The sequence below is a fragment of the Halochromatium salexigens genome, from assembly GCF_016653295.1.
GTDB classification, from domain to species: domain Bacteria; phylum Pseudomonadota; class Gammaproteobacteria; order Chromatiales; family Chromatiaceae; genus Lamprobacter; species Lamprobacter salexigens.
On sequence record NZ_NHSF01000072.1, the window covers coordinates 42,565 to 67,118 of the forward strand.

At 63.4% G+C, this 24,554-nt stretch carries 28 protein-coding genes; 18 read left to right on the forward strand and 10 right to left on the reverse strand.

The genetic code is table 11. The features are described from left to right. Nucleotides 1-6: 6 nt before the first annotated feature. Nucleotides 7-456: a hydrogenase expression/formation C-terminal domain-containing protein gene (locus CCR82_RS15740; protein ID WP_201246762.1), complete on the reverse strand. Its 450-nt coding sequence runs from the start codon at nt 454-456 to the stop codon at nt 7-9. A gap of 59 nt (nt 457-515) precedes the next feature. Beyond that, on the reverse strand, nt 516-998 hold the full coding sequence (locus tag CCR82_RS15745) for a hydrogenase maturation protease (RefSeq protein WP_201246763.1): 483 nt from the start codon (nt 996-998) through the stop codon (nt 516-518). 143 nt (nt 999-1,141) lie between these two features. Here CCR82_RS15745 and CCR82_RS15750 point away from each other — a divergent pair, with 143 nt between their 5' ends. Beyond that, nucleotides 1,142-1,408 (forward strand): HypC/HybG/HupF family hydrogenase formation chaperone, encoded by a 267-nt coding sequence (locus CCR82_RS15750; RefSeq protein ID WP_420827341.1) that lies wholly within the window; start codon nt 1,142-1,144, stop codon nt 1,406-1,408. A gap of 62 nt (nt 1,409-1,470) precedes the next feature. Here the strand turns inward: CCR82_RS15750 and CCR82_RS15755 are convergent, their stop codons facing one another. Next, on the reverse strand, nt 1,471-1,935 hold the full coding sequence (locus CCR82_RS15755; RefSeq protein ID WP_201246764.1) for a hypothetical protein: 465 nt from the start codon (nt 1,933-1,935) through the stop codon (nt 1,471-1,473). A 176-nt stretch (nt 1,936-2,111) separates the two neighbouring features. Between CCR82_RS15755 and ppsR the strand changes: the two genes are divergently transcribed. From ppsR to CCR82_RS15775, 4 genes are all read left to right on the forward strand, one after another. Next, nucleotides 2,112-2,924 (forward strand): phosphoenolpyruvate synthetase regulatory kinase/phosphorylase PpsR, encoded by an 813-nt coding sequence (ppsR, locus tag CCR82_RS15760; RefSeq protein ID WP_201246765.1) that lies wholly within the window; start codon nt 2,112-2,114, stop codon nt 2,922-2,924. 181 nt (nt 2,925-3,105) lie between these two features. Continuing rightward, nucleotides 3,106-4,197, forward strand: coding sequence for a Re/Si-specific NAD(P)(+) transhydrogenase subunit alpha (locus CCR82_RS15765; protein ID WP_201246766.1), 1,092 nt, complete (start codon nt 3,106-3,108; stop codon nt 4,195-4,197). A 117-nt stretch (nt 4,198-4,314) separates the two neighbouring features. After that, nucleotides 4,315-4,605, forward strand: coding sequence for a proton-translocating transhydrogenase family protein (locus tag CCR82_RS15770; RefSeq protein ID WP_201246767.1), 291 nt, complete (start codon nt 4,315-4,317; stop codon nt 4,603-4,605). A gap of 6 nt (nt 4,606-4,611) precedes the next feature. Then, nucleotides 4,612-6,018: an NAD(P)(+) transhydrogenase (Re/Si-specific) subunit beta gene (locus tag CCR82_RS15775; RefSeq protein WP_201246768.1), complete on the forward strand. Its 1,407-nt coding sequence runs from the start codon at nt 4,612-4,614 to the stop codon at nt 6,016-6,018. A gap of 66 nt (nt 6,019-6,084) precedes the next feature. On the opposite strand, the gene gatB is transcribed toward CCR82_RS15775, so the two are convergent. The 5 genes from gatB to gatC form a co-directional block, all read right to left on the reverse strand. Then, a complete protein-coding gene (gene gatB, locus CCR82_RS15780; protein ID WP_201246769.1) occupies nt 6,085-7,527 on the reverse strand; it encodes an Asp-tRNA(Asn)/Glu-tRNA(Gln) amidotransferase subunit GatB in 1,443 nt (480 codons plus the stop codon). A gap of 206 nt (nt 7,528-7,733) precedes the next feature. Continuing rightward, nucleotides 7,734-8,543: a methyltransferase domain-containing protein gene (locus CCR82_RS15785; protein WP_201246770.1), complete on the reverse strand. Its 810-nt coding sequence runs from the start codon at nt 8,541-8,543 to the stop codon at nt 7,734-7,736. A 66-nt stretch (nt 8,544-8,609) separates the two neighbouring features. Further along, complete coding sequence (locus CCR82_RS15790; RefSeq protein ID WP_201246771.1) at nt 8,610-9,557, reverse strand: sulfurtransferase; 948 nt, start codon at nt 9,555-9,557, stop codon at nt 8,610-8,612. A gap of 106 nt (nt 9,558-9,663) precedes the next feature. Further along, nucleotides 9,664-11,118 (reverse strand): Asp-tRNA(Asn)/Glu-tRNA(Gln) amidotransferase subunit GatA, encoded by a 1,455-nt coding sequence (gene gatA / locus CCR82_RS15795; protein ID WP_201246772.1) that lies wholly within the window; start codon nt 11,116-11,118, stop codon nt 9,664-9,666. A 5-nt stretch (nt 11,119-11,123) separates the two neighbouring features. Then, nucleotides 11,124-11,411, reverse strand: coding sequence for an Asp-tRNA(Asn)/Glu-tRNA(Gln) amidotransferase subunit GatC (gatC, locus tag CCR82_RS15800; protein ID WP_201246791.1), 288 nt, complete (start codon nt 11,409-11,411; stop codon nt 11,124-11,126). Nucleotides 11,412-11,636: 225 nt separating this feature from the next. Between gatC and CCR82_RS15805 the strand changes: the two genes are divergently transcribed. The 12 genes from CCR82_RS15805 (at nt 11,637) to lipB (ending at nt 22,427) form a co-directional block, all read left to right on the forward strand. Beyond that, nucleotides 11,637-11,858 carry a hypothetical protein gene (locus tag CCR82_RS15805; RefSeq protein ID WP_201246773.1) on the forward strand — a complete coding sequence of 74 codons (222 nt, stop codon included), beginning with the start codon at nt 11,637-11,639 and terminating at the stop codon, nt 11,856-11,858. A gap of 7 nt (nt 11,859-11,865) precedes the next feature. Continuing rightward, the gene (locus CCR82_RS15810; protein WP_201246774.1) at nt 11,866-12,912 is read left to right on the forward strand and encodes a rod shape-determining protein; all 1,047 of its coding nucleotides are present in this window, start codon (nt 11,866-11,868) and stop codon (nt 12,910-12,912) included. Between the two features lie 52 nt (nt 12,913-12,964). Then, nucleotides 12,965-13,885 (forward strand): rod shape-determining protein MreC, encoded by a 921-nt coding sequence (gene mreC / locus CCR82_RS15815; protein ID WP_338073192.1) that lies wholly within the window; start codon nt 12,965-12,967, stop codon nt 13,883-13,885. Further along, nucleotides 13,882-14,367: a rod shape-determining protein MreD gene (gene mreD / locus CCR82_RS15820; RefSeq protein ID WP_201246776.1), complete on the forward strand. Its 486-nt coding sequence runs from the start codon at nt 13,882-13,884 to the stop codon at nt 14,365-14,367. Before mreC ends, mreD begins: the two co-directional genes overlap by 4 nt. 32 nt (nt 14,368-14,399) lie before the next feature. Beyond that, nucleotides 14,400-16,280, forward strand: a complete 1,881-nt coding sequence (mrdA, locus tag CCR82_RS15825) for a penicillin-binding protein 2 (protein ID WP_201246777.1) — start codon at nt 14,400-14,402, stop codon at nt 16,278-16,280. 16 nt (nt 16,281-16,296) lie between these two features. Continuing rightward, nucleotides 16,297-17,430 (forward strand): rod shape-determining protein RodA, encoded by a 1,134-nt coding sequence (gene rodA / locus CCR82_RS15830; RefSeq protein ID WP_201246778.1) that lies wholly within the window; start codon nt 16,297-16,299, stop codon nt 17,428-17,430. 49 nt (nt 17,431-17,479) lie between these two features. Next, complete coding sequence (gene mltB, locus CCR82_RS15835; RefSeq protein ID WP_201246779.1) at nt 17,480-18,493, forward strand: lytic murein transglycosylase B; 1,014 nt, start codon at nt 17,480-17,482, stop codon at nt 18,491-18,493. A gap of 8 nt (nt 18,494-18,501) precedes the next feature. Further along, nucleotides 18,502-19,392, forward strand: coding sequence for a septal ring lytic transglycosylase RlpA family protein (locus CCR82_RS15840; protein ID WP_242513540.1), 891 nt, complete (start codon nt 18,502-18,504; stop codon nt 19,390-19,392). 87 nt (nt 19,393-19,479) lie between these two features. Then, a complete protein-coding gene (locus tag CCR82_RS15845; protein WP_201246780.1) occupies nt 19,480-20,601 on the forward strand; it encodes a D-alanyl-D-alanine carboxypeptidase family protein in 1,122 nt (373 codons plus the stop codon). Continuing rightward, entirely contained in the window at nt 20,602-21,462 is an 861-nt protein-coding gene (locus CCR82_RS15850; protein ID WP_201246781.1) for a D-amino acid aminotransferase, read from the forward strand. A gap of 22 nt (nt 21,463-21,484) precedes the next feature. Then, on the forward strand, nt 21,485-21,766 hold the full coding sequence (locus CCR82_RS15855) for a YbeD family protein (protein WP_201246782.1): 282 nt from the start codon (nt 21,485-21,487) through the stop codon (nt 21,764-21,766). Next, a complete protein-coding gene (gene lipB / locus CCR82_RS15860; RefSeq protein ID WP_338073191.1) occupies nt 21,756-22,427 on the forward strand; it encodes a lipoyl(octanoyl) transferase LipB in 672 nt (223 codons plus the stop codon). The genes CCR82_RS15855 and lipB overlap by 11 nt, the downstream gene beginning before the upstream one ends. 44 nt (nt 22,428-22,471) lie before the next feature. On the opposite strand, the gene CCR82_RS15865 is transcribed toward lipB, so the two are convergent. Continuing rightward, nucleotides 22,472-23,065: a chorismate--pyruvate lyase family protein gene (locus CCR82_RS15865; RefSeq protein ID WP_201246784.1), complete on the reverse strand. Its 594-nt coding sequence runs from the start codon at nt 23,063-23,065 to the stop codon at nt 22,472-22,474. Nucleotides 23,066-23,305: 240 nt separating this feature from the next. Between CCR82_RS15865 and CCR82_RS15870 the strand changes: the two genes are divergently transcribed. Next, nucleotides 23,306-23,503, forward strand: a complete 198-nt coding sequence (locus tag CCR82_RS15870) for an alanine-zipper protein (protein ID WP_201246785.1) — start codon at nt 23,306-23,308, stop codon at nt 23,501-23,503. On the opposite strand, the gene CCR82_RS15875 is transcribed toward CCR82_RS15870, so the two are convergent. After that, nucleotides 23,482-24,477 carry a L,D-transpeptidase family protein gene (locus CCR82_RS15875; RefSeq protein ID WP_242513533.1) on the reverse strand — a complete coding sequence of 332 codons (996 nt, stop codon included), beginning with the start codon at nt 24,475-24,477 and terminating at the stop codon, nt 23,482-23,484. The genes CCR82_RS15870 and CCR82_RS15875 overlap by 22 nt on opposite strands. Nucleotides 24,478-24,554 lie beyond the last annotated feature (77 nt).

Sequence of the window (24,554 nt, forward strand, 5' to 3'; positions counted from 1 at the left end):
TGGCTATCAGGGGCGGGGCTCACCCGCCGGATCGGCCGTGGTTGCCGCCGCAAGCGCTGCATCCAACGCGGCCAATGAATCGGTGATGTCGGCACGCTGAGTGCGCAGCATCTGAGGAACCTCGTCGACCTCAATCTGCAACGCGATGCGCTCGCCTTCCACATTGGCGTAATCGAGGACCCAAACACCGGGGAAGCGGGTTTCCCAGACGCGAGTTGGTCCTAGCGCATCAACGCTGGCCTCAACCTCGCCCTGCCCAAGCAATGCCATCAGACGATCCTCGTCGCCGGGGCCAAATGGCATTGCAGCGAGGTCGATGCGGGTCGGCTCGCCTTGCTCGGCAAAGCGCTCGAGCGCATGGCGGATCTCGTTCAGAATCGGCAGCGCATTGCCAAAATGCTGGGGCTCGGCTTCGGGCTGCGCGATGTGAATGGGTATGTCGGCGAGCTCCGCCATCAGCTAACCTCCATCGATTGTCACTTATGTTAGACATTGCTTATCCGGTCGTGTTTGACCTAAAGCACGGTTTGCCGCCAGCGTTGCAGTAAGGCCTGGATCTGGTCAATCACCTCGGGTACCGCCGCCGCAACCGGGGGCGTGAGCTGCTCGCCCCAGTCGACCTGCTGGGGCTCGATGCCGATCAAGGCGCGTTGGGCCGGGAGAGTGTCGGTCAGACGGGCGATATCGAACAGGTCCGCGAGGCTGACTTCATGGACACTTTTGGCGTGCTTGCTCAGCTGCTGATCCATGGCCTCGCCCTCGAAGAGTCGGACGGTGCCGGGTGGATCGCCCATCGCGGCGGCGTCGACGACGATCAGGCGCGCGGCATCGCCGATCGGCCCGGCGAGGGTGAAGCTCAGGGTGCCGCCATCGTAGAGTTTGAGGTCGGGGTCGATCTCGGCGGTTTGCTCGAGGGTACGCAACACGGCGGCACCAACCGCCTCGTCGGTGAGCAAAACGTTGCCGAGACCAAGGATCAGGGTGCCTGTGCCGGACATGGCAGTGCCTCTGGTGAGTGAGTCAACAATCCCCGATGGCAAAGGGCAGCGGGGGGCATGAACGGGCTCATCGGCATACGGATTGATGTCAGCCGCTTGCGATGGGGCAAGCCCGCAGCTTAGCCTTGAGCATGTGCCATATCATGACGGAGACGCGCACCATGTGCATGGGCATCCCAATGCAGATACGCGAGATCAACGGCTTCGGCGCACGCTGCGAGGCCAAGGGGGTCGAGCGCAACGTGAGCTTGTTGATGCTCGACCTGGCCGAGTTGGCGGTCGGGGATTTCGTCGTTGTCCACCTAGGCCACGCGATCGAGCGGATTTCCGCCGAGCGTGCGGCTGATGCGTGGTCGGTCTATGACGAGATCCTGGCCGCTGAGGCGCATCCGCCTGGCGCGCCGGGCTGAGCACGGACGCGAACGCTCGGCCCCCGTTCACTGCCGCGCTTTTGTGCCTCGGCCGCTGGTGATCAGCCGACGCTGTCCACGAAGTCGTCGGCGATCTCGTACTGACGCTTGACCTCATCGAGATGGGCGTCGCTATCACCTTCGACGAGCTCGAAGTTGTTGGCCATGCGCGCGTGCATGGCGGCCTTCCAAGCGCGATTGGTTTTGTTGTCGAGCAGACTGTCCGGGGTCAGCGCGGCAGCAACCGCAGCGGCGACAAAGTGGTCGGCTTGTGCGAGCCAGTCGGTATCCTTGCCGCAGTCAGTATAGGTTTTGGTCGACCAGGCTTTGGCCGCGCGGTAGGCATCTTCAAGCTCCGGTGCCGAGGCGTCCTGATGCAATCCGGTTTCGATCGCGCGCTTGACGCGCTCATCGCGGCTGAGATGAGCGAGGCTTTTTGCGAAGCGTAGTCCGATAACCCGCTGCTGGTCGACGGGGAGCTTCTCCAGCAGGTCACGGAGGTCTTGGTCGTTACTGATGGTCGCCATGATTGGGAGGTCTCCAAATGATCGAGTACCGTCGAGAAGATCGCGGTCAGTCGTGGCTTGCGCCTGGACCGAGCACGTACAGCCTGATCCCGCAACGGGCCCGCGACGGCGCGGGTCACCATCGCCTACTATCTGGTTTCCACCGCTCAAGCCGCATTGATTTGCATCACAGCCCAATGAAGCGAACCGTTTTCTTTGTCTCCGAGAGTACCGGCATCACCGCCGAAACCCTCGGTCAGAGCCTGCTCTCGCAATTCGATAACGTCGATTTCGAACAGGTCTACATGCCTTATATCAATACCGAAGCACGAGCGCAGGCGCTCAAGCAACGGATGCGTGAGGCCGCCGAACGCGATGGCGCCCGCCCGCTAGTGTTCTCGACCATGCTCGATAGCGGGATCGCGGACATTCTCAAGCAGGGCGACTGCTTCCATCTGGAGCTTTTCGAGCAGTTCGTCGAGCCGCTGAGTGAAGAACTCGGCGTCTCGCCCAGCCGCCAATCGGGTCGCAGTCACGCGATCACCAAGCCGAGCATGTACACCAAGCGCATCGAGGCGATCAATTTCGCCATGGCCAATGACGATGGCATGCGCCCGGATAACTTCCGCCATGCCGATGTGGTCTTGGTCGGTGTCTCGCGCTCGGGCAAGACCCCAACCAGCCTCTATCTGGCCATCCACTATGGGCTGCGCGCGGCCAATCATCCGCTCACCGAGGACGACTTCGAGCGCGAGGCCCTGCCGCCCGAGGTCTGCGCGGTCAAGGACAAGGTGTTCGGTCTGACCATCGAGGCGCGCCGGCTGCATCTGATCCGCGAGGAGCGCCGGCCGGGGAGCGAGTACGCCTCGCTGGCCCGCTGCCGCAACGATATCCGCCTCGCGCACGAGATGCTGGCGCGGCTCGGCGTGCCGGTACTCGATACCACCAGTCAGTCGATCGAGGAGATCTCGGCGCAGGTGCTGCGTGGTCTGCGCAATTCCGGGGGCTGATGATCGGGTCATTGTGATCAGGCTGCCAAGCGTCGATAATGCCGCGCTTTCAGCGGAGTCGCGCTCCGCAGGTCAGGCCGGGTGCTGATGGCGCGCGTCGAGGCAACGCGCTGAGGTCGAGCCCGCGGATGCGCGTCTTCGCATTGAACCCATGAATCGAGAGAGACCGGAAGCGACTGTCATGAAGCTTGGTATACCAACAGAGACGCTCGCCGGCGAACGGCGTGTCGCGACCACCCCCGAGATTGCCAAGAAGCTCATCGCGAAAGGCTTCGAGGTGCTGCTCGAGTCTGGCGCCGGGGTCGCCGCGCACTACCCCGATGCCGCCTACGCCGGGGTCGGCGCGCAACTGGTCGAGCGCGCGGACTGTTTCGCCGCCGACATCGTGCTGAAGGTGCGCCGCCCGAGCGAGGAGGAGGCGCGCGCGGTGCGCTCCGGCAGTGTCTACATCAGCCTGGTCGAGGGCTGTGGCGAGGATCCACTGCTGGCGCGCATGGTCGAGAACGGAGTGCGGGTGCTGGCGATGGAGCGCATGCCGCGCATCTCGCGCGCGCAGTCGATGGATGCGCTCTCGTCGCAGAGCAACATCGCCGGCTATCGCGCGGTGATCGAGGCCGCCGCTCACTACGGCCGCTTCTTGCCGATGATGATGACCTCGGCGGGCTCGGCCAAGCCAGCGCGGCTGGTCGTGCTCGGCGCCGGCGTCGCGGGGCTGCAGGCGATCGCCACCGCGCGCCGGCTCGGCGCCGATGTGCTCGCCTACGATGTGCGCCCGGAGACCAAGGAGCAGATCGCCTCGCTCGGCGCCAAGCCGATCGAGCTGGATCTGGGCGAGAGCGGCGCCGGCGAGGGCGGCTATGCGAAGGAACTCTCGGCCGAGGCCAAGGCGCGGCAGCAACAACTGCTCGCCGATGAGTTGGCCAAGGCGCATCTCATCATCACCACCGCGCTCATCCCCTGTCGGCCCGCGCCGGAGCTGATCACCACCGAGGTGGTGGAGCGCATGCGCACCGGCTCGGTGATCGTCGATCTGGCGGCGGCCAATGGCGGTAACTGCAAGCTCTCCAAACCCGATGAGGTGGTCGAGCACCAGGGGGTGATCATCGTCGGGCACACCAACTATCCGTCGCTGGTGCCGGCCGATGCGAGCGCCTTTTACGCCAAGAATCTGTCCAATCTGCTCGAGATCATGGTCGATCCGTCCGATGCGGGTCCGGTGCTCAAGGATCTGACCGAGGACGAGATCACCGCGGCCATGCTGGTCGAACGCTGAGCGATTGCCTCCCGACGCAGACATCGGCGCCTGAGCGCGAAGCGCGACTCGGCGCACTGCGCGGCGCTCACTCACCACCCAACTGCTGCCACTCACTCATCATACGGAGTCCCCCGGATGCCCGAATCCATCCTCGCGCTCTATGTCTTCGTGCTCGCCTGTTTCATCGGCTACTACGTGGTCTGGGGCGTCACACCCTCGCTGCATACGCCATTGGTGGCCCTGACCAATGCCATCTCCGGCATCGTGCTGGTCGGCGCCTTGCTAGTCACCGGGCTCGAGGAGGCCGGCATCGCGGCCTCCTTCTTCGGCTTTCTCGCGGTACTGCTCGCGAGCATCAATGTCTTCGGCGGTTTTCTGGTAACGCATCGCATGCTGTCGATGTTCAAGAAGAAGAAAAAGGGCTGATCCGCGATGGAACTACCACTCTCCCCAACCACTCAGGCGCTGGCCTATCTGGTCTCGGCGATCCTGTTCATCTTCGCCCTCAAGGGGCTGACCCATCCGGCCACGGCGCGGCGCGGCAACCTGTTCGGCATGCTCGGCATGGCGATCGCGATCGGTGCGACCCTCGCCGGAGCCGCCGTGCAGGGCTATTGGCTGATCGGTTTCGCGGGCATCATCGGCGCGGTGATCGGCATCGTCGTCGCGCTGCGCATCCAGATGACGGCGATGCCGCAGCTGGTCGCCGCGCTGCATAGCTTCGTTGGCATGGCGGCGGTGCTGGTGGCGATCGGCACCTTCATCAATCGCGCTCAGGCCGGCACGCTGAACGCGGTGCTCATGGGCGAACTCTCGGCTGGCATCGTCATCGGCGCCATCACCTTCACCGGCTCAGTGATCGCCTTCGCCAAGCTGCAGGGGCTCATGTCCGGGGCGCCGATCAAGTTCCTGGGCCAGCATGCGCTGAATGCGCTGATCGCCATCACCACCATCGTGCTGGCGGTGCACTTCGCGAGTACCGGCAGCTGGGTCTCGCTGGTGCTGATGACGCTCTTGGCCTTCGCCCTCGGTGGCACCCTGATCATCCCGATCGGCGGCGCCGACATGCCGGTGATCATCTCGATGCTGAACAGCTACTCGGGCTGGGCGGCGGCGGCGACCGGCTTCACCCTGCACAATCATCTGCTGATCATCGTCGGTGCGCTGGTCGGCTTCTCCGGCGCCATCCTCTCGTACATCATGTGTCGGGCGATGAACCGCAGCATCATCAATGTGGTGTTCGGCGGTTTCGGTACCGACAGCAGCAGTAGCGGCAGTGCCGGCGCGGTGGCGGCCGAGAAGGGCGTCAAATCGGCCTCGGTCGAGGACGCGGTGTATTGGATGGAGGATGCCAACCGCGTCATCGTCGTGCCCGGTTACGGCATGGCCGTGGCGCAGGCGCAGCATGCGCTGAAGGAGATGATGGAACTGCTGCAGGCGCGCGATGTGGACGTGACGTTCGCGATCCACCCGGTCGCGGGCCGCATGCCCGGCCACATGAACGTGCTGCTGGCCGAGGCCGATATCCCCTACGATCAGGTCCAGGAGATGGACGAGATCAACCCGGCCTTCCCGAGCACCGATGTGGTGCTGGTGGTCGGCGCCAATGATGTCGTCAACCCAGCCGCGAAGGAAGATCCCACGAGCCCGATCTACGGCATGCCGATCCTCGATGCCGGCAAGGCGCACCAGGTCTACTTCCTCAAGCGCTCCATGCGGCCGGGTTATTCAGGCGTCGATAACCTGCTGTTCTATAAAGACAACACCTCGCTGATCTTTGGCGATGCCAAGGACACCATTGAGGGGATCGTCACCTCGCTCAAGGGCGGCGGGCACTGATCCGACCCTTGGCGGGTTCCTTCGGAAGGCGGCCCCTGCATGGGTGCCGCCTTCCGGGGGTCTGGTTCAACCCTTGAGCTTGTCCTTGAGCAAGGCGTTGACCTGCTGCGGGTTGGCCTTGCCCTGGCTCTGCTTCATCACCTGGCCGACGAAGAAGCCGAACACCTTCTCCTTGCCGGCCCGGTACTGTTCGACCTGCTGCGGGTTGGCGGCGATGATGGCATCGATCATCTGCTCGATGGCGCCGCTGTCGGTGATCTGCTTCAGCCCCTTGGCCTCGATGATCTGATCGGCGTCGCCTTCGCCGGCCCAGATCGCCTCGAACACCTGCTTGGCGATCTTGCCGGAGAGGGTGTCGTCCTGGATGCGCTTGATCAACCCGGCGAGCTGCTCGCTGCTCACCGGACTCTCGCTGATCTCGAGACCGGCCTTGTTCAGTGCCGCCGCGAGTGCGCCGTTCATCCAGTTGGCGGCCAGCTTGGCATCGCCGGTGAGATCGACCACCGACTCATAGTAGCCGGCCGTGGCGCGGCTCGTGGTGAGCAGCGCGGCGTCATAGTCGCTGATGCCGTAAGCGTCTCGGAAGCGTTGTCGCATCGCATCCGGCAGCTCGGGCAGCTCGGCGGTGGCGGCCTCGATGAAGGCCTCGTCGAGCTCGACCGGCAATAGGTCCGGATCGGGGAAGTAGCGGTAGTCGTTGGCCTCCTCCTTGGTGCGCATCGAGCGCGTCTCGTCCTTGTCGGCGTCATAGAGCCGGGTCTCTTGGACCACGTTGCCGCCGTCCTCGAGCAGGTCGATCTGGCGCTCGATCTCGAATTCGATCGCCTTGTGCAGGAAGCGAAACGAGTTGATGTTCTTGATCTCGGCACGGGTGCCGAAGGGCTCACCGGGGCGACGCACCGAGACATTGGCATCGACCCGGAACGAGCCCTCCTGCATATTGCCGTCGCTGATGCCGATCCAACGCACTAGCTGATGGATCTTGCGCGCGTAGGCCACGGCCTCCTCGGCCGAGCGCAGATCGGGCTCGGAGACGATCTCGAGCAGCGGGGTGCCGGCGCGGTTGAGATCGATGCCGGTCAGGTCGCCACCCGCACCGGAGAAGCTCCCGTGCAAGGATTTGCCGGCATCTTCCTCGAGATGCGCGCGAGTCACGCCGATGGTCTTCAGCGCGCCGTCGTCGAGCAGGATCTCGACCTGGCCACGACCGACGATGGGCAACTCGTACTGGCTGATCTGGTAGCCCTTGGGCAGATCGGGGTAGAAATAATTCTTGCGCGCGAACACCGAGCGCGGGGCGATCTCGGCGGCAATGGCACACCCGAACTGCACGGCTCGCTGCACGGCCCCCTGGTTCAGCACCGGCAACACGCCGGGCAGGCCGAGGTCCACCGCGCAGGCCTGCGAGTTCGGCTCAGCGCCAAAGGCCGTCGAGGCGCCGGAGAAGATCTTCGAGTTGGTCGCGAGCTGGGTATGGATCTCCAGCCCGATCACGGGTTCCCATTGCATGCGGATTCGGTTCTCGTTAGTGGATCGCCGCGCGCTCGCCGCTGACTGGCCGGCGGGCGTCGGTTCGCGGATGATGCTGCATTCTAGCCCAACTCGCAGCGTGCCGATCCAGGTTGCTGCCTGACAGCCATCCGTCCAAGGGACTGCGTACCCAACTGGCCTGGCGGTGGAGCAAACCCTCATGCGGGGCGCGGTTGGGTGCAACCCTATCGATACCCCTTGCGGCAGATCAACCTGACCGCACCGTAATGAAACGCGATGTCTGGCTGCAATCGCGCCCGATCGAACGCGGTTGCCATCGCCCGCTGCATCTCGGCCGTTGCATAGCCGTGCGCACGCATGCGCTCGGCGCCGGATTCGAGCAGATCGCGCAGGTATCGAAGCTGATCGGCCCGATTGCGCGTCGTGTCGCTGCTGCTGATGACGGCTCGAGGGGTTTCCACCTGCACCTCGGCACCCAGGCTCTCGGCAATCTGCCTGAGTCGGCCACCAATGTAGGGGTCGCCGCCGCCGAGTTCGGCCTGGAAGCGGTTGAAGGCGTCCCACCAGGCCAGGATCGCCGGTTGCGGTGGGTCGAAACCGAAGCTGTGGTTGTCGACCTCGGTCAGGATCACCGAGCCGGTCGGTTTGACCACACGCAGCAACTCGCGGATCCCGGCTGCGGCATCGTCGAGATGCTCGAGCAGCCAGATGGTGATGCCAATATCGAAGCGATCGTCGGGAAAGGGCAGGGTGCGGGCTTCCCCTTGCACCAGGCTGATGCGCTCGTGCTGCGCGAGCCAGGCATGTGCGGCCCGCAGGTGCCGGGCGCTGAGGTCAAGACCGGTCAGTGCCAACTGCGGTGCATGCTGCTCGATCAAATGCAGCTCTGCGCCCACGGCACAGCCGACCTCGAGTAGGCTTTGAGCGCCACTGAAGTCGAGCCCGTCGAAGACCGGCGTTGAGAGCATCTGCGCTTGCGCGATCAGACGCCGGCGTTCCTCATCACTGAAGCCGTGGATGTAGTGTTCCGCCACTGCTCAGCTCCGCCTCGCCAGTGATGAACGCCGGCTCCAGTGATCGGCGCAGTTGCCAGACAGCCTTTAGCAGGCGTCGCAAAGCTCGATCTTGGCGCTGATCGGTAGGCTGTCATCGCGCGCCCACTCCATCATGGAACCGTCGTAAAGGACGGCCTCCTCGTTGCCGAGTACCGCATAGGCCGCGAACCAGGTCAGGGCGGCGCGGTGACCGCTGTGGCAGAAGTGGACCTGCTCACCGTCGGTGGCGATTCCTCGGGCCTCGAACAGCGCCTTGAGTGCGCCCGGGCTGCGTAACGTGCCCGAGCCGCTGTCGCTGACCCAGTCATGCGGCAGGTGGCGCGAGCCGGGGATGGTGCCAGGTCGTTCGGCGTCGCCGCTGGTGTAGACGCCAACGAATTCACCTTCGCCGCGGGCATCGACTAGGGAAGTCTTCGCAGCGAGTGCGGCTCGGACGGCTTGCGCGTCGGGGACGAGTGCGGACTGGAAATTGGCCTGGTAGTCGGTTGTGGGACGGGTTTCGATGCCCCGCGCGAGCGGTGCGCCAGCGTCGGCATAGGCGACCAGGCCCCCGTCGAGGACGCTCACCTGCTCATGGCCAATCACCTTCAGGGTCCAGAAGACGCGCGCAGAGGCGGCGAGATCACCGGAGCCACGGCCGGTGGCGACGATCACGACATGGTCGTCGTTACCGACGCCGAGATCTCCGACCATCGTCTCGAGCTGCTCGATCGGGGGCAGCATCGAGGTCAGCTCACTCGCGTCGGTGCGTGCCGTTTTACTGTCCTGTTTCGGCGGCTGAGTGCGCCAACGATCGTAAGGGGCGTTCACGGCGCCTGGGATGTGGAAGCGCTGATAGTCTTTTGGCGATTGGATGTCCAGCACGACTAGATCGGATTGGCCCTGGTCATCCTTGAGCCATTGGGCGTCGACGAGGGGCGGTGCGCTGGCGAGCGCTGGCGCGGTCAGGAATGCCAGGATGGCGAGGAGCAGATACTCGAGTGGTCGGTTCATGGGGTCTCGCACGAGCCATAGTCAGTGTGGTGTGAACGGACGATCACTGACACGCAGGTGCGGCCCCTGGTGCTGACCTTCAATCCGGGCTGCGGGGTCTGCGCACTCAGGCGGCGAGGCGAGGCGTCATCCGATGCCAATCGGTGGCCTGCTGCAGCCGATGGGCGATGTTGAGCAGGCGGCCTTCCTGGAACACATTGCCGATCAACTGCAGCCCGACGGGCAGGCCATCGGCCGGTGCGACCGGGATCGACACGCCGGGCAGGCCAGCTAGGTTGGTGGCAATGGTGTAGATGTCGTTCAGGTACATCGCCACCGGGTCGTCGCGTTTGGCGCCGAGCGCGAAGGCGGTGCTCGGCGTGGTCGGCCCCATGATCACATCGACCTGCTCGAAGGCGCGCTTGAAGTCGTCGCTGATCAGATGGCGAAGCTGCTGCGCCTTGAGGTAGTAGGCGTCGTAATAGCCGGCCGAGAGCACATAGGTGCCGATCATGATGCGGCGTTTGACCTCGGCGCCGAAGCCCTCGGCGCGGCTGCGCGTGTAGAGGTCTTCGAGATCTGTCGGCGCCTCGCAGCGATGACCGTAGCGCACCCCGTCGAAGCGGGCGAGGTTCGAGGAGCACTCGGCCGGGGCGACGACGTAGTAGACCGGCACCGACAGCGGCGCGTTGGGCAGGCTGATCTCGTGCACGCTGGCGCCAAGGGCTTCGTACTCCTTGATCGCCGCTTCGATCGAGGCGGCAACGTTCGGGTCGAGTCCCTCGCCGAAGTATTCCTTCGGCAAGCCGATCTTGAGTCCGGCGATGTCGTCCTCGAGCTGAGCGCGATAGTCTGGCACCGGTTCATCGGCGCTGGTCGAGTCGCGCTCGTCGAAGCCGGCCATGGCCTGCAGCACCAACGCCGCATCGGCGGCGCTGCGCGCCAGCACACCGGCCTGATCCAGGCTGGAGGCGAAGGCGATCATGCCCCAACGCGAGCAGCGGCCATAGGTCGGCTTGATGCCGGTGATGCCGCAGAAAGCCGCCGGCTGGCGGATCGAGCCGCCGGTGTCGGTGCCGGTGGCCGCCGCGCAGAGTCCGGCCGCGACCGCCGCCGCCGAGCCGCCCGAAGAGCCGCCCGGAACGCGCTCGAGCCGCCACGGGTTGTGGACCGGGCCGTAATAGCTGGTCTCGTTCGATGAGCCCATCGCGAACTCATCCATATTGGTCTTGCCCAGCATCGCCACGCCGGCGGCTTGCAGGCGCTCGACCACGGTGGCGTCATAGGGCGCGACGAAGGTGTCGAGCATGCGTGAACCGCAGCTGGTCTTGATGCCGTTGGTGCAGAAGATGTCCTTGTGCGCGATCGGGATGCCGGTGAGCGGCCCCGCCGTGCCAGCGGCGAGCTGCTGATCGGCGCGCTCGGCCGCGGCCAGCGCCTGTTCGTCGGTCACCGTGATATAAGCGTTAAGGTGCTCGTCGAGCTGCTGGATACGCGCCAGATAGTGCGCGGTCAGTTCGCGCGCCGAGAACGCGCGAGCGCGCAGCGCGGCGGCAAGGGCGGTGATCGATTGCTCGTGCATGGCGTTCACTCGACCACCCTCGGGACTAGGTAGAGACCATCCTCGGTCTGTGGCGCGATCTGCTGAAAGTGCTCGCGCTCGTTGGTCTCGGTGACGCGATCAGGGCGTAGCCGTTGCGCCATGTGCAGCGGGTGGGCCATGGGTTCGACCCCGGTGGTGTCGACGCAGCGCATCTGTTCAACGAGGTCGAGGATGTTGCTGAGTTCGGCGCTGAAGTGATCGCGTTCGTCACGCTTCACGTCGAGCCGGGCAAGGTGCGCGATCTTGGCGACGTCGCGGGTGTCGAGGGCCATCATATCGGTGCTTCGCAAACTGGGTTGAAGAGGTGTCGTACAGGGGTTGGATCAGCGCGATCGAACCGACCGGCCCGACCCTGTTTCTCCCGTCAAATTACCACAAGCAATCCTCGGCGCGCAGGCAAGGGGCGGTACGCTGGCCGATGATCCGCTTGCTCGGAGATGGCCACGTTGCTAAATTAGCCGAGATAATTCTCGTGGAAATCCCGTCAAGAACAAGCCTTGTTCCCGCTCGATCGCGTTGACCGGCTAGAGTTCGCCTACACACGGCTGTGCATCCGCCGCTCCCTGAAGGCCTGTGCTCGATGCGATCTTCTCGGCGCCGATTCCGCTGGGACTTCACTCGATCAACCCCTTACCAAAGACTTGGTGCCACCTAATCTTGCGCCGCACCAGGTTCCCGTGCCGCTGACCGGCGCGCTGCGCATGTACACGCTGGAGTGAGCTATTCATGTTCCTGAGACGCATCCGAGGGCTGTTTTCGAACGATCTGTCGATCGACCTCGGAACCGCCAACACGCTGATCTATACCCGCGGGCAGGGCATCGTGCTCGACGAGCCTTCGGTGGTGGCGATTCGTCACGAACACGATGGCGGGCGTAAGTCGGTGGCGGCGGTCGGCGAGGAAGCCAAGCTGATGCTCGGGCGCACGCCGCAGAACATCACTGCGATTAGGCCCTTGAAAGACGGCGTGATTGCCGACTTCACGGTGACCGAGAAGATGCTCCAGTACTTTATCCATAAAGTCCACGAGAGCCGGCTGATCCGCCCCAGTCCACGGGTGCTAGTGGGCGTGCCCAGCGGCTCGACCCAGGTCGAGCGCCGGGCGATCAAGGAGTCCGCTGCTGGTGCCGGGGCGCGCGAGGTCTATCTGATCGAGGAGCCGATGGCCGCCGCCATCGGTGCCGGGTTGCCGGTCGATGAGCCACAGGGCTCGATGGTGCTGGATATCGGTGGCGGCACCTCGGAGGTGGCGGTGATCTCGCTGAACGGGATCGTGTTCTCGAACTCGGCGCGGATCGGCGGCGACACCTTTGATGACAGCATCATCAACTATGTGCGCCGCAACTATGGCACCTTCATCGGCGAGGCCACCGCCGAGCGCATCAAGCATCGCATCGGTGCGGCTTTTCCCGGCAATGAGATGCTCGAGATCGAGGTGCGCGGGCGTAACCTCGCTGAAGGGATGCCGCGCAGCTTCACGCTGAATAGCAATGAGATCCTGGAGGCCTTGCAGGAGCCGTTGCATAGTATCGTGAGCGCGGTCAAGAATGCGTTGGAACAGACCCCGCCCGAGCTGGGCGCCGATGTCGCCGAGCGCGGGATCGTGCTCACCGGTGGCGGGGCTCTGCTACGCGATCTCGACCGCTTGATCGCCGAGGAAACAGGGCTGCCGGTGGTGGTGGCTGAAGATCCGCTCACCTGCGTGGCGCGCGGTGGCGGCAAGGCATTGGAAATGATCGACCAACGGGGGCTGGATCTGTTCTCGTCGGAATAAGCGAGACGGAGCGGCCGGGTTGATCGCTTAGGCGACGCGGAGGTTCTTCGTTATCAACGCGTTATTCGATCGTAGGCCACCGCCGCTGCTGCGGCTAATGCTCGCTGTGCTGCTGTCGTTGGGACTGATGTTTGCCGATGCGCGCGATCGACATCTGTCATGGGTGCGATCGACGCTTGCCGTGGTTGCCTATCCGGTCCATTGGTTGGCATCGCAGCCGAGCCAGTTCGCCCGAGCGCTCGACAGTCGCCTCGCGACCGAAGCCGATCTGCGCGAGCGAAACACGCTGCTTGAGCATGAAAATCTGGAGTTGAAGGGGCGCATGCAGCGCTTCCTTGCCTTGCAGGCGGAGAACAGCCGGTTACGGGATCTGCTCGGCTCCTCGTTCAAGGTGGGCGATCGGGTCTTGGTCGCGGAGCTGTTGCAGGTTGAGCTCGATCCCTATCGACAGCAAGTGTTGGTGGACAAGGGCACCTCCTCGGGGGTCTATGTTGGGCAGCCGGTGCTTGATGCGAATGCCGTCATGGGCCAAGTCGTGATTGCGAATCCGCTCACCGCCACCGTGCTATTGATCACGGATGCCGATCATGCCTTGCCAGTGCAGGTCAACCGCAATGGGTTGCGCACCATTGCCACCGGTACCGGTCTAGTCAACCAATTGCGATTGCCACATCTGCCGAAGAATGCCGATGTGCGCGTGGGGGATCTGCTGGTCACATCCGGCATGGGAGGTGTATTTCCCGCCGGTTATCCAGTCGCGCGCATTGTCGAGGTCGCTGATGATCCGAATAGCTCATTCGCTACGGTGAATGCCGAGCCGACAGCGCGCCTGGATCGCAGCCATGAAGTGTTGCTGGTGTGGACGGTCGAGCCAGTCCAGGCCGCGCCCAATACCTCCGCCCAGGCCGCTGATCGCCAGCTGATCTCGATGCCCCCCTTGGATACGCTCGAGCAGCCGGAGGATCGCTCGTGAGCGGTTTCCCGCGCACGGGGGCTTTCGTCGGCCTGACCTTGGTCATTGCACTCACCTTGACCATCATCCCGATACCGTCATGGGCGGATGATTACCGTCCGCAATGGGTGACGCTGATCTTGATCTATTGGTGCATGGTCATGCCCGCTCGGTTCGGTATCTTTACCGGCTTTGCGCTCGGCATCGCGCATGATGTGGTCTCGGGGGCGTTGCTCGGCGAGCATGCCTTGTCGTTGTCCGTGGTGGCGTATCTGGCGGGCGAATTGCACCGGCGCATCCGCGCCTTTCCGCTCTGGCAGCAGGCGGTGGCGGTTTGGCTTTTGCTGCTGGTCGAGCGTTTGCTATCGCTTTGGGTCCTAGGCGCGACCGGTCAGCCCACGCCCACCCTAGTCTATTGGTTGCCAACCTTTGTCGGATTACTGCTCTGGCCCTGGTTGAGCCCCTTGATGGATCGGCTGCGGATGTCCGCAGGCGTGGCCTGATGAACACTGACACCAAGGATTGAGTCGATACGATGCTTGCAGAAGTCTTTGCGGATCGACGTGGTGAAAAACGCCTGTTTCGCACCCGCGCGCTTGTTCTAGCGGTCTTGGTGGTGCTCAGCCTAGCGCTGATCGGGATGCGATTGTTCCAGCTGCAGGTGGTGCGCCATGAGCACTTCACGACGCTCTCCGACGATAATCGCATCAAGATCCAGCCGATGCCGCCGACCCGCGGCCTCATCTATGATCGCGATGGCGTCTTGCTGGCGGATAATTTGCCGTCCTACGCGCTGACCATCGAGCCGGAGAAGGTCGACGATCTCGCCGCGACGATCGCCGAGCTGTCAGCGCTGTTGCCGATCTCGGAGCTGGACCGCGAGCGCTTCCGGCGCCTGTTGCCGCAGCGCCGCCGCTTTGAAGGCGTGCCGATCCGGCTTGATCTCAGTCAAGCCGAGCGGGCCCGCTTCGCCGTGCAAAGCCATCGGTTTCCGGGCGTGGAGATCGCGGCTGAACTCTCACGTTCCTATCCACAGGGCATGCACACGGCGCATGTGGTCGGTTATGTTGGCCGCATCAACGAGCAAGAGCTGGAGCAGATCGATCGCTCCGATTATGCCGGTAGCACGCATATCGGGAAGGTTGGGATCGAGAAGTACCATGAGGCATGGCTGCATGGGCATGTCGGTTATCAACAGGCCGTGGTCAATGCGCGTGGGCGGGTACTGGAGCGACGCGAGGAGAAGACGCCCTTGCCCGGGCGCGATTTGCATCTATTCCTGGATCTTGACCTGCAGCGTGATGCCGCCGCGGCGCTTGGTGATCGGCGTGGCGCGGTGGTCGCGATCGAACCCGAGACCGGCGGCGTGCTGGCGATGGTCAGCTCGCCGAGCTACGATCCGAATCCTTTCGTTGGCGGTATCGGCTTCAAGGCCTATGCGGCGTTGCGCGACGATATTGATCGGCCGCTCTACAATCGTGCCATTCGCGGCCAGTATCCGCCGGGCTCGACTATCAAGCAGTTCATCGCCTTGGCCGGGCTCGCGAGCGGGGTGGCCACCGCGCGCGAAGGCAAATACTGTGGCGGTTATTTTCAACTGCCGGGGCATTCGCATCGCTATCGCTGCTGGCGCAGTGGCGGGCATGGCACGCTGGCGATGGAGGATGCGATCGTGCAGTCCTGCGATGTCTACTTCTATCGCCTCGCCCATGACATGGGGATCGAGCGCATGAAGACGCATCTGGCCGAGTTTGGTTTCGGCGAGCCCACCGGGGCCGATATCGCCGGCGAGCTGGGCGGCTTGTTGCCGTCGCCGGAGTGGAAGCGGCGGGCGCGCAACCAACCCTGGTTTCCGGGCGAGACGCTGATCGTCGGCATCGGTCAGGGCGCCTTTTTGGCCACACCGCTGCAACTGGCAGCGGCCACAGCGGCGGTTGCCAACCGCGGCACCTACATGCAGCCGCGTTTGGTGAGTGCGACCCGGGCTAGCCTGGGAGCGCCCCTCGATCCGACCGAAGCGAAGCGTCGCCTGCTGCCGGATAAGGACCCAGCGCACTGGCAGACCATCGTCGATGCGATGACCAATGTCGTCGAGGGCCGGCGCGGCACCGCGCGCCGGATCCGCAATGACGACTATCGGATCGCTGGCAAGACCGGCACCTCGCAGGTGTTCACCGTGGGCCAGAACGAGACCTATAACGAGGCCGAGGTGGCCGAGCGCATGCGCGATCATGCCCTGTTTGTGGGGTTCGCGCCGATCGACAATCCGCAGATCGCGGTGGCCGTCATCGTCGAAAATGGCGGTCATGGAGGGGCAACGGCCGCTCCCATTGCGCGTGCCGTGATGGATAGCTGGCTGCTCGATCAGCGTGTGGTCCCGTCCACCGAGAACGCTGCCGAGACGACTTCCCAGTAATCGATGGTGGCGCGCAGTGGCACCGCATAAGCTCCGTATCGATCGGGATTCAAGCGGGCTCGACGGTGGTTTGCTGGCGCGGCTGCATCTTGATCTGCCCCTGCTGTTATTGCTGTTGCTGATCTGTGGTTTGGGGTTGGTGGTCCTCTACAGCGCCTCTGGGCAGTCTGCCGAGCAGGTTGATCGACAACTGCTGCGGCTGGGAGTCGCCTTTTTGCTGATGATCGCGATCGCTCAGGTTCCACCGGTGGTGTTGAGTCGGTGGTCTTTGCCGCTGTTCTTGATTGGTCTGTCGCTGTTACTGGCGGTGCTACTGATGGGCGAGCAGAGCAAGGGGGCGCAGCGCTGGCTGGACCTGGGCGTGGTCCGGTTTCAGCCCTCCGAAATCCTGAAACTGGCCTTGCCGATGATGTTGGCCTGGTATCTGTCGATGCGTCCAACGCCACCGCGCCTGCTCGATATCGCGGTCGTTGGCCTGTTGATCGCGGCGCCAGTGCTGTTGATCGCCAAGCAGCCGGATCTTGGTACCGCCGTGTTGGTCGCCAGCGCTGGTGTGACGACGCTCTTCCTCTCCGGCTTGCGTTGGCGCCTGATCATTGGGCTCTGCGTGCTTGGCGCCGCAGCGACCCCATTGGTTTGGTCGCTGATGCGCGACTATCAACGGCGCCGGGTGCTGACCTTTCTCGACCCAGGCTCCGACCCACTGGGCGCTGGCTATCATATCATTCAGTCGCAGATCGCGATCGGTTCCGGCGGATTGCATGGTAAGGGCTGGCTCGGGGGCACCCAGTCGCAGCTCGAATTCCTGCCGGAGCGCTCCACTGACTTCATCTTTGCTGTGCTCGGCGAGGAGTTGGGTTTATCCGGGGTCGTCCTGTTGATGCTGCTGTACCTGGCGGTGATCCTGCGCGGCCTCAGCATTGCCGCGCAGGCCCCGGATGCCTACAGTCGCCTCTTGGCGGGCTCGGTCACCATCGTCTTCTTTGTCTATCTCTTCGTGAACATGGGAATGGTCACTGGTCTACTGCCGGTAGTGGGGGTGCCGCTGCCACTGATCAGTTATGGCGGCACCTCATTGGTGACACTGATGCTAGGCTTCGGCATCCTGATGTCGATTCAAACGCGGCGGAAATTGCTTCAAAGTGAGTGAGTTCGCGCCTATACTCAAGGTTGAATCGATGAGCAGAGTTGCCCTTGGTATGTCCAATAATCCGCTCTCAGCCACGCGGACAACGGTTGCCGCCACGCGACTGGCCTGGCTCCTTTTGACGCCGCTGCCGATCCAGGCTGCGGCGCCCGCGAACTATGAGCCCGAGCGCGAGGCCTTTATCCACGAGATGGTTGCGCGACATGGCTTTGAGCGCGCCGAGCTGATGACGCTCATGGAAGACGCGCGCTATCAACAAGCGATCGTCGACGCCATGGACCGGCCCTACGAGGGCAAATCATGGGGGGCATACCGGGCGTTGTTCGTGACCCCGGAGCGCATTGCCGGCGGGCGGCGTTTTCTGGCTGAACACGCGCCCTTGCTAAGCCAAGCTGAACGTACCTATGGCGTGCCCGCTGCGGTGATTGTCGCGATCATCGGCATCGAGACCAATTACGGTGCGACCCTGGGCCAACATCGCGTGCTCGATGCGTTGAGCACGCTGGGGTTCGCCTATCCACGGCGCGCCGCCTTCTTTCGCAAAGAACTTGAGGAATTTCTGTTGCTCTCGCGTGAGGAGGCGGTTGATCCAAGCGCGGTGCACGGCTCCTATGCCGGTGCGCTCGGCAAGCCGCAGTTCATCCCCTCGAGCTATCGCGCCTACGCGGTCGATTTCGATGGCGATGGACGGCGCGATCTCTGGGACAGCGATGCCGATGTGATTGGCAGTGTCGGTGCCTACCTCTCCGAGCATGGATGGGTGCCCGGCGAGCCGGTCGCCTCGCCGGCAACGCTGCGAGGACCGCTTGATGATAAGATCGAGGTCGGCGGTAAACGACCGGTAGTTCCAAGCCTTAGCGTTGCCGAAATTCAGGCGGCCGGGGTCGAGCCGGCCGCAGCGCTGGACCCAAGCGCCCAGGCCGCGCTGATCGAACTCGATCGTGAGGGGGCCGAGTACTGGGTGGTCTTGGATAACTTCTATGCGATCACCCGTTACAACCACAGCAATCTGTATGCACTGGCCGCCTATGAACTAAGCCGGGCGATTGCGGGACTGGATCAGTAGCGGTGGCAATGCGGATTCAACCTATGATGATGGATCACCCGTGTCAGAAGCGGAACGGCTATACGTCTGTTGGTGGCATCCTCTTGGTGATGGCGAGGCTTGGCCTTCTCAGTGGGCTGATCATGTTGATGGCAGGCTGTGGAAGCACATCCAAAACGCCCGCAACATCGGCGAGCGAGGTCGCCATGGAGGCCATGCCCAAGGCTGAGCCGAAGTCGCGCTATGGCAATATGGACTCCTACGTGGTGCTGGGTAAGCGCTATTACACCAAGGCTAGCAGCCGCAACCATGTGGAAACAGGACGGGCCTCCTGGTATGGCAAGAAGTTTCATGGCCGCAAGACCTCGAGCGGCGAACGTTACGATATGCACAGGCTGACGGCGGCTCACAAGACGCTGCCATTGCCGACCTATGCGCTGGTCACTAACCTCGAGAATGGACGTCGGGCCGTGGTAAAGGTCAACGACCGCGGGCCTTTCGCGGGCAACCGCATCATTGATCTCTCTTATGCCGCCGCTAGGCGCCTGGGTATGGTCAATGCCGGTACGGCACGCGTCGAGGTACGCTCGATCGATCCGCGCGATCATGGGAAGGATGCGAAGACGCTGCTGCGGTTGGCGTCCGCAAATTCCCAACCCCCCAAAACGCGCCTAGCGCGGGACAGGGTTTATCTCCAGGTTGGCGCCTTCGGCAACCGGGAACATGCGGAGCAACTGAAGCGTCGGCTAGTCTCGACGCTGAATGCCCCGGTGCTGGTGAAAGCGCCGCTCGCGGATGGCGCAGTGGCGCCGCTCTATAAGGTTCAGGTTGGTCCGCTGCGCTCATCCTCCGATGCCGATGCGCTCGGGCGTCGGCTGACGGCCTTGGGTCTCGACACGCCAATGATCGTCACCCCTTGATCCATCGCGTTTGGAGCCGAGAGTCGCAAGCGCCACGCCGTCGGATGCGGGCTGCCGAGGTTCCCGCGAGCAGGTAAACTTCCGCCCATGCGTTACATCATCTCTCTCATCCTGGCCAGCCTGATCGTCGTCACGGTTCGGGCCGAGACCCCTCCGCCGCCGGCGCTTGGTGCCGAAGGCTATCTGCTGCTCGATCATGACAGTGGCGCGGTACTCGCGGCCGCGAATGCCGAAGCACGTCTCGAGCCTGCGAGCCTGACCAAGATCATGACCGCCTATGTGGTCTTTCGCGAGCTGGCTGCTGGCAACATCGCCCTTGATGATCAGGTACTGATCAGCGAGAAGGCCTGGCGCACTGGGGGCTCGAAGATGTTCATCGAGGTCGGTAAGCAGGTGGCGCTCGAGGATTTGCTCAAGGGCATGATCATCCAGTCTGGCAACGATGCCAGCGTGGCCCTAGCCGAGCATATCGCCGGTAGCGAGGCGAGCTTTGCTGGCCTGATGAACCAGCATGCCCAACGGCTCGGGATGACGCAGACGCATTTTACCAATGCCACCGGCTTGCCTGGACCGGAGCACTTCACCACGCCCAAGGATATCGCGTTGGTGACAACGGCGATGATCCGCGAATTCCCCGAGTATTATCGCTGGTATTCGGAGCCGGAATTCACCTGGCAGGGTATCCAGCAGTTCAACCGCAACCGCTTGCTCGACAAGGGGGTTGGTGTGGACGGCGTGAAGACCGGCCACACCCAGGCTGCGGGCTATTGTTTGGTATCCTCCGCAAAGCGCGAGGGTCAGCGGTTGACCTCTGTGGTGATGGGAACCGAGAGCAGCGCGGCCCGCGTCGCCGATAGTCTGGCGCTGTTGAACTACGGGTTCCGCTTCTTCGAGACACATCCCCTCTATTCGGAACGCGAGCCTCTCGAGGTGCTGCGGGTATGGTCGGGTGATCCGTCGACGGTGACGGTGGGGCCGGCCACCGAGGTGGTTGTCACCATCCCGCGCGGTCACTTCGAGGCCCTCTCGGCCCAGCTCGAGCCGAAGGCGATGCTTGAAGCGCCACTCGCTGATGGCGAGCAGGTTGGTGAGATTATCTTGATGTTGGACGATGAGGTCATCAAACGGCAGCCGGCCGTGGCGCTCGATCCGGTCGAGCGTGGAGGCCTGCTGCGTCAGGCGGTGGATTCGGTGCTGAAGCTCTTCTAAATGAATGAGATCTATCTTAACGGTGCCTTCGTCGCGCCGGAACAGGCGATGATCTCAGTGATGGATCGCGGGTTCTTGTTCGGCGACGGTGTCTATGAGGTGATTCCAGCCTACGCTGGGCGCCCGTTGCGAGCGGCGGAGCATCTGCAGCGTCTCGAGAACAGCCTGCGCGGGATCGGTCTGCAAGCGCCACTGTCGCTGCCTGAATGGTCGAACATCTTTGTCCGTTTGCTCGCGGCTGAGCCGAAGATGGATCAGGCACTCTACCTACAGGTGACGCGCGGTGCAGCCCCCACGCGCGATCATCGTTTTCCGGCTCAGCCGGCGCCGACGGTGATGGCGATGGCCAAGCCGATGAAGGCGCGTGATCGGGCTGTCGTCGAGGCTGGGGTCGCCGTGGTGACACGCGACGACATCCGCTGGTTGCGCTGTGATATCAAGTCGACCTCGCTGCTCGCGGCCGTGCTGCTGCGCCAATCGGCGCAAGAGGCGGGTGCCGAGGAGGCCATTTTGGTGCGCGATGGTTTGGCATTGGAGGGCTCGACCAGTAACCTATTCATCGTGCGGGATGGGCAACTGATGACGCCACCCAAGGGGCCCTTGCTGTTGGCCGGGATCACGCGCGACCTGGTGCTGGAACTGGCCAGGGCCGCCAAGATACCGATTCAGGAACGCGACATTGCGGTTGAAGCGTTGCGCCAGGCCGATGAGGTTTGGATCAGTAGCTCGACCCGCGAGGTGATGCCGGTGACCCAACTCGATGACAAGCCCCTCGGCTCAGGGCGTCCCGGCCCGTTGTGGCGGCGTGTCGATGCACTCTATCAAGACTTCAAGGCCGATCTGCGCCGCGCGGCGGCCTGAACGTTGCGAATGGGAGACGTGTATGGCTGATCCGAGCCCGAACCAAGACGAAACTCTGCTGCGCTTCCCGTGCGACTTTCCGATCAAAGCGATGGGGCGAACCGAGGATGGCATCGAAGCCATCCTGCGCGCAATCATCGAGCGTCATGCACCGGAGACGAGCAAGGATGCGTTGCGCTCGCGAGCGAGCCGTAATGGTCGCTGGGTCTCGGTGACGGTGGTTATCGAGGCGCGGAGCAAGGACCAACTGGATGCCATCTACCGCGAGTTGTCCGTGCACGAGCAGATCACCTGTGCCTTCTGAACCCTTGCCATTACCGCTGCGGGTGCGCTGGCTCGGGCAATGTGACTACGCCGCGACCTGGGAGCGGATGCGCAGCTTTACCGATGCCCGTGAGGCAGGCACGGAGGATGAACTCTGGCTGCTGGAGCATCCACCCGTGTTCACGCTCGGCCAAGCCGGTTTACCGGAACACGTCCTGGACCCTGGCCCCATCCCGGTGATCCAATGCGACCGGGGTGGCCAGGTGACCTACCATGGGCCTGGCCAATTGGTTGCCTATCTGCTGTTGGACCTGAAGCGCTCCCGGCTCGGGGTCAAGCAGTTGGTCCATCTGCTTGAGCAGGCGATCATCGAGTTCTTAGCCGAGCAGGCAATCGTCGCACAGCCAAGGGCGGATGCCCCCGGAGTGTACGTGGGGGCGGCGAAGATCGCCTCGGTGGGGTTGCGTGTGCGTCATGGCTGCAGCTATCACGGCATCGCATTGAACATCGATCTCGATCCAGCCCCATTCGCCCGCATCAATCCTTGCGGCTATCCGGGACTCGCGGTGACCCGGCTGTGTGATCATGGTAGCGGCATCGGCGTACAGGCCGCTGGCGAGCAGTTCGCGGCTCACCTGTGCCGGTTGCTGGGCCGTCCTCTTGGCCGCGACAGCGAGGTGGCCGAAGGCACTGCCATTTAAGCCGCTGATCTGGAATCGTGTCGAACGCATTCCGCCAGGGCGGCTTAGACGGATAGGTAGGGCGCGAGCGGGAAAATCTCGCTGATCAGAATCACCGGCTGGCCATCGATGATGATGCGATAGGTGCGAAATAGCGCCTGCTCGCCACTGGCTGACTCGGGTTCGACCCCAACCTCCATGACCTCGCGAAAGCTCTCCAGACCGCTATCGCGGATCAAGACGCCGATGCCAATCTCGCGATTGATCAGCCGCTCTCTGAACGAGGCTGGGATGAGCCTGGAACGAATCACCGAGAAGGCGCGCGCATAGTGCTTGTGGCTGTCACCGCCCCGCAATAGCGCCTCGCGCACCATGACCTGATCGCCGGGGTCGACCTCGATCCAAGGAATCTCGGCTGCCGCCTCAATGAACTCCTGGCGCAGCGTGTCGACGACGACTGGCTCCCAGAAATAAGCTTCCAGTGCCTTGGTCACGGTGCCGTCGGTGACGAGCAACGCGCGCAAGAAGGGCGGCAGGGACTCGATGGGCAGTGGTGCGCCGCCTTGGGTCGCGATGGTGCCATTGCGGACGAATCCCTGGCATCGAAAGGGATTTGGACCGCTGTTGGGTAACGGGCGGCGATAGTAGCGGTCGACCAATTGCGATGCTCTCTTCTAAACAGGATTCAGTGGACTCTGAGACGGCTAAGACAAGAGCACTCGGCGTATGAGCTCACCGAGTGTTCAGGCTGGCGTGATACTGGATGATGAATGCCTGAGTGGCAATAACAAGACGCTGTTTGGTTCTGCTAACATCGACGCACGGGGGTGCGAAAAATGCCCTCGGTCTGTGATATAAATCAGTTGCCCTCCGGCAAACTCAAATATGGAGACCCTCCGATGACTAAGACACTCAAATTCACCTCCCTGTCCGCTGCTGCGCTGCTGAGCGCGTCATTGCTCGGTGGCTGCGCTACCGACCAGGAGGCGCGTGACATGGCTCAGGCCGCGATGGACGCGGCCAACGGTGCTCAGGCCTGCTGCGAGGCCAACGAGGACCGCATCAACCGCATGTATCAAAAGATCATGTCGAAATGATGCCAGCTCCTTGAGCCCTGCCGGCCTCCCACCCAGCGTGGGAAGCCGGTATTGTCCTGCTGGACCCGCCTGACTTCGTCCCAATCGATCACCACGCCCTCAGCATTCGCGATCGATGGCGGAATGATCTCTTCCACAGGACGTGGTGCCGACCCCTCGGCGCGACTCACCTCCAGAAAGAGCTGCTCGCCCAGCCATCCGACCTTGTAGGGCTGATCGACGATGGTCACCTGGGTGCCAACGGCGACCTGACCGAACAGATGCTCGATATCCTCCGGGAACATCCGCGTGCAGCCCGAACTCACCGGCATGCCCACGCCCCAGGGTTTGTTGGTGCCATGGATCAGATAGCTCGGATTGCTCAGGCGCAGGCGATAGTCGCCGAGCGGATTGTCTGGACCCGCCGGCACCACGGCTGGTAGCGTCTTGCCCTGCTTGGCGTATTCGGCGCGGATCGAGGCCGGTGGCGTCCAGGAGGGATTCTCGGTCTTCTCGATGATGCGATAGCTGCCGGTCGGCGTCTCCCAGCCGTCGCGGCCGATGCCGATCGAGAAGGTCTCGATCTCGGTGGCCGAGCGATAGTAATACATCCTGCGCTCGGCGAGGTTGAGCACGATGCCGGTGCGCGGGGCATCGGGCAGGACATGGCGGTCTGGCACCAGCACGGCGGTGCCCGCGCCGGGAAGCCACATGTCGATCTCTGGGTTGGCCTGTTTCATCTCGTCGACGCCGAGGCCATGATGGCGGCCGATATCGAGCAAGGTATGCTCCTTGCGCGCCTTTACATAGAACGGGGTGCCGATGACACTATCGCTGGTGTCGACGAGCCGATAGACCGTCGCCTGAGCGGTAGTGATCGCCAGCAGGCCCAGGCCCACCAGGGCGATGGCGCCGGCGAGCCGATGCCAACGGCGGGGGGAGGCGCGCCCGGATTCGGGTCGGGCGTCTCTCGAGCGAACGGTCATCATCGTCATTGGCGAGGCTCCGCAGTTGCTGGCCTGGGCCAGAACGTCTTCAATTCAGGTCGATGGTGGTGCATGAGTCAGTCCAG

What these genes read in the sequence shown, in the direction of transcription:
- CCR82_RS15740 (WP_201246762.1), bottom strand. Translation starts at nt 456, where the DNA reads ATGGCGGAGCTCGCCGACATACCCATTCACATCGCGCAGCCCGAAGCC.
- CCR82_RS15745 (WP_201246763.1), bottom strand. Translation starts at nt 998, where the DNA reads ATGTCCGGCACAGGCACCCTGATCCTTGGTCTCGGCAACGTTTTGCTC.
- CCR82_RS15750 (WP_420827341.1), top strand. Translation starts at nt 1,142, where the DNA reads ATGACGGAGACGCGCACCATGTGCATGGGCATCCCAATGCAGATACGC.
- CCR82_RS15755 (WP_201246764.1), bottom strand. Translation starts at nt 1,935, where the DNA reads ATGGCGACCATCAGTAACGACCAAGACCTCCGTGACCTGCTGGAGAAG.
- ppsR (WP_201246765.1), top strand. Translation starts at nt 2,112, where the DNA reads ATGAAGCGAACCGTTTTCTTTGTCTCCGAGAGTACCGGCATCACCGCC.
- CCR82_RS15765 (WP_201246766.1), top strand. Translation starts at nt 3,106, where the DNA reads ATGAAGCTTGGTATACCAACAGAGACGCTCGCCGGCGAACGGCGTGTC.
- CCR82_RS15770 (WP_201246767.1), top strand. Translation starts at nt 4,315, where the DNA reads ATGCCCGAATCCATCCTCGCGCTCTATGTCTTCGTGCTCGCCTGTTTC.
- CCR82_RS15775 (WP_201246768.1), top strand. Translation starts at nt 4,612, where the DNA reads ATGGAACTACCACTCTCCCCAACCACTCAGGCGCTGGCCTATCTGGTC.
- gatB (WP_201246769.1), bottom strand. Translation starts at nt 7,527, where the DNA reads ATGCAATGGGAACCCGTGATCGGGCTGGAGATCCATACCCAGCTCGCG.
- CCR82_RS15790 (WP_201246771.1), bottom strand. Translation starts at nt 9,557, where the DNA reads ATGAACCGACCACTCGAGTATCTGCTCCTCGCCATCCTGGCATTCCTG.
- gatA (WP_201246772.1), bottom strand. Translation starts at nt 11,118, where the DNA reads ATGCACGAGCAATCGATCACCGCCCTTGCCGCCGCGCTGCGCGCTCGC.
- gatC (WP_201246791.1), bottom strand. Translation starts at nt 11,411, where the DNA reads ATGGCCCTCGACACCCGCGACGTCGCCAAGATCGCGCACCTTGCCCGG.
- CCR82_RS15810 (WP_201246774.1), top strand. Translation starts at nt 11,866, where the DNA reads ATGTTCCTGAGACGCATCCGAGGGCTGTTTTCGAACGATCTGTCGATC.
- mrdA (WP_201246777.1), top strand. Translation starts at nt 14,400, where the DNA reads ATGCTTGCAGAAGTCTTTGCGGATCGACGTGGTGAAAAACGCCTGTTT.
- mltB (WP_201246779.1), top strand. Translation starts at nt 17,480, where the DNA reads ATGTCCAATAATCCGCTCTCAGCCACGCGGACAACGGTTGCCGCCACG.
- CCR82_RS15840 (WP_242513540.1), top strand. Translation starts at nt 18,502, where the DNA reads ATGCGGATTCAACCTATGATGATGGATCACCCGTGTCAGAAGCGGAAC.
- CCR82_RS15845 (WP_201246780.1), top strand. Translation starts at nt 19,480, where the DNA reads ATGCGTTACATCATCTCTCTCATCCTGGCCAGCCTGATCGTCGTCACG.
- CCR82_RS15850 (WP_201246781.1), top strand. Translation starts at nt 20,602, where the DNA reads ATGAATGAGATCTATCTTAACGGTGCCTTCGTCGCGCCGGAACAGGCG.
- CCR82_RS15855 (WP_201246782.1), top strand. Translation starts at nt 21,485, where the DNA reads ATGGCTGATCCGAGCCCGAACCAAGACGAAACTCTGCTGCGCTTCCCG.
- CCR82_RS15870 (WP_201246785.1), top strand. Translation starts at nt 23,306, where the DNA reads ATGACTAAGACACTCAAATTCACCTCCCTGTCCGCTGCTGCGCTGCTG.
- CCR82_RS15875 (WP_242513533.1), bottom strand. Translation starts at nt 24,477, where the DNA reads ATGACGATGATGACCGTTCGCTCGAGAGACGCCCGACCCGAATCCGGG.